3 protein-coding genes are annotated in these 2,431 nt (G+C 66.1%); 2 read left to right on the top strand and 1 reads right to left on the bottom strand.

What is annotated here, in order from left to right:
* The coding region (locus SSA01S_RS18710; protein WP_156477969.1) for a molybdopterin-dependent oxidoreductase at nt 1-493 on the bottom strand (493 nt) is incomplete at its 3' end.
* Nucleotides 494-639: 146 nt separating this feature from the next.
* Between SSA01S_RS18710 and SSA01S_RS18705 the strand changes: the two genes are divergently transcribed.
* On the top strand, nt 640-1,512 hold the full coding sequence (locus SSA01S_RS18705; protein WP_007406272.1) for a LysR family transcriptional regulator: 873 nt from the start codon (nt 640-642) through the stop codon (nt 1,510-1,512).
* The coding region (locus tag SSA01S_RS18700; protein ID WP_061781600.1) for a TDT family transporter at nt 1,509-2,431 on the top strand (923 nt) is incomplete at its 3' end. The genes SSA01S_RS18705 and SSA01S_RS18700, both read left to right, overlap by 4 nt.

Raw genomic sequence — 2,431 nt, 5'->3', positions numbered from 1 at the left:
GGAGTACGTCGGGCTCCCGCGCCTTGCTCATGGCGATCGATACCCCGAACAAGGCTTCTTCACCCTCCACGTCCACCTCGTCCGCGCCGGTGAACGCCACGAACAGCTCGGACGCATCCGGCGCGCCGACCGCATCGAGCACATCGGCCAAGCGTACGCCGGTCCACTCCGCATTGCCGATCGCGCCTACGTCCCACGGATCGCCGGAGGTGTTGGCGACCTGCTGGAGATCGGTACGCCGGTTGCCGGCGCACTGGAGAACCGCCGTTACCGTGCGCGTGGCAAACGTGCTCTTCAGTTCCTGCACCGAGAAGAAGCGGCTCGCCATGCCCCTCCCGCTCACCTCGATCCGATGATTGGCGGGCAGATCCGGCACCGGCCCGTGGCTGCGCACGTAGAACAGCGCCTGCGGCGTCAGAAACCGCTCGATCAACGCACCGGGCGTCGGCTCGGCATTGTAGGGATCAGAACTGCGCTCGATCATATCGGTCATGGACGATCAAACGTCGCGGGCACGCGTAACGCTTCAAGTCTTCGAGACCATCGCAGACGAAAGGCTGCCGACCATTCCGATATCCAGATTGGAATGACCATATCAAACGGTTGGTCGTATCGATCTAAGTACGCGATATATGCTGCATGACTTTGGAGCAGCTCAGAATATTCGTCGGTGTCGCGGAGCGCGAACACGTCACCAAGGCAGCGGAGGCGCTGAACGTCACGCAGTCTGCTGCCTCCGGGGCGGTTGCGGCCCTCGAAGCGCGCTACGGCGTTCCGCTGTTCCACCGCGTCGGGCGTGGCATCCAGCTTACCGAGGCAGGCCGCGGCTTTCTGGAGGAAGCGCGCGCGGTGCTGGGGCGGGCAGCGCATGCCGAGACGATGCTCGCGGACTATGCCGGGCTCGCGCGTGGTTCGTTGCGGATCGTCGCCAGCCAGACGATCGCGAGCTATTGGTTGCCGGCAAAGCTCGCCGCCTTCCACGAACGCCACCCACAGATCGCGGTCGAGCTGGCGATCGACAACACCGAAGGCGCGGCAGCGCAGGTGTTGAGCGGCGCGGCGGAACTCGGCTTTGTCGAGGGCGAGGTGGACGAACCGGCGCTTGCCCACTGGAATGTCGGGCATGACCCAATGGTGCTGGTCGGCCGCGAGGAAGCCGAACGCATCGACGAGGCCTGGCTGCGCACTACACGCTGGATCGTCCGTGAGCAGGGATCGGGTACGCGCTCGACTTTCGAGGACGTGCTGCGAACGCGCGGGTTTGATCCGGCCCAGCTGACGATAGCGATGACGCTGCCGTCCAACGAGGCGGTGCGCACCGCCGTTGAGGCCGGTGCCGGCGTTGCCGTCTTGTCGCGATTGGTCGTCGCGCGCGCGCTCAAGGCTGGCGATCTCGTCGAGCTGCCGCTCGGGCTGCCCGACCGCGCCTTTCACGCGCTGCGCCACAAGGAACGCTATCGCACCCGCGCGGCCGACGCGCTGACGGATCTCATCAAGGAGCAGGTCGCATGACTGCCGACACGCACTCCGTTCTCAGCGGCCTCAAGCCGCTCAGCCGGCTCGATCACCCCCGCGAGATGATCCGCCAGTTCACGCCCAACTGGTTCGCCGCGACGATGGGCACGGGCATCCTTGCCCTCGCGCTGCCGCAGGTGCCCGGCATCGGGCCTTCGCTTAAACCTGTCGGCGAGGTGTTGTGGTTCTTCAATATCGCGCTCTTCGCGCTGTTCGCCGGCCTCTATGGCGCGCGCTGGGTGATGTTCGGGCACGAGGCGCGGCGCATCTTCGGGCACAACACCGTGTCGATGTTCATCGGGACCATTCCGATGGGGCTGGCGACGATCATCAACGGCTGTCTCGCCTTCGGCATCGCGCGGTTCGGAAATGGCATCGTGCCGGTCGCGCATATCCTGTGGTGGATCGACGTCGCCATGTCGCTCGCCTGCGGCGTGCTGATCCCCTACCTGATGTTTACCCGCCACGAGCACAGCCTGGACGGCATGACCGCCGTATGGCTGCTGCCGGTCGTCGCTGCCGAAGTGGCGGGCGCCAGCGGCGGGCTGCTCGCGCCGCATCTAACCGATCCCCACGCGCAGATAGTGACGCTCGCGACCTCCTATGTGCTGTGGGCCTATTCGGTGCCGGTCGCGTTTGGCATCCTCGCCATCCTCATCCTGCGCATGGCACTCCACAAGTTGCCGCATGAAAGCATGGCGGCATCTTCCTGGCTGGCGCTGGGGCCGATCGGCACGGGTGCTCTGGGCATGCTGGTGCTCGGCGCGGATGCGCCGGCGATCCTCACCGCGCACGGGCTAGCCGGCGTCGGCACCGTCGCGCAGGGGATCGGCGTTGTCGCCGGGCTCTGCCTTTGGGGTTTCGGCCTGTGGTGGCTGGCGCTCGCGACGCTTATCACCATCCGCTACTGGCGCGC

It is taken from the genome of Sphingomonas sanguinis NBRC 13937 (assembly GCF_001591005.1).
Taxonomy (GTDB): domain Bacteria; phylum Pseudomonadota; class Alphaproteobacteria; order Sphingomonadales; family Sphingomonadaceae; genus Sphingomonas; species Sphingomonas sanguinis.
Note: the sequence above shows the minus strand (reverse complement) of the source record. Positions and strands in the feature narration are given on the sequence as shown.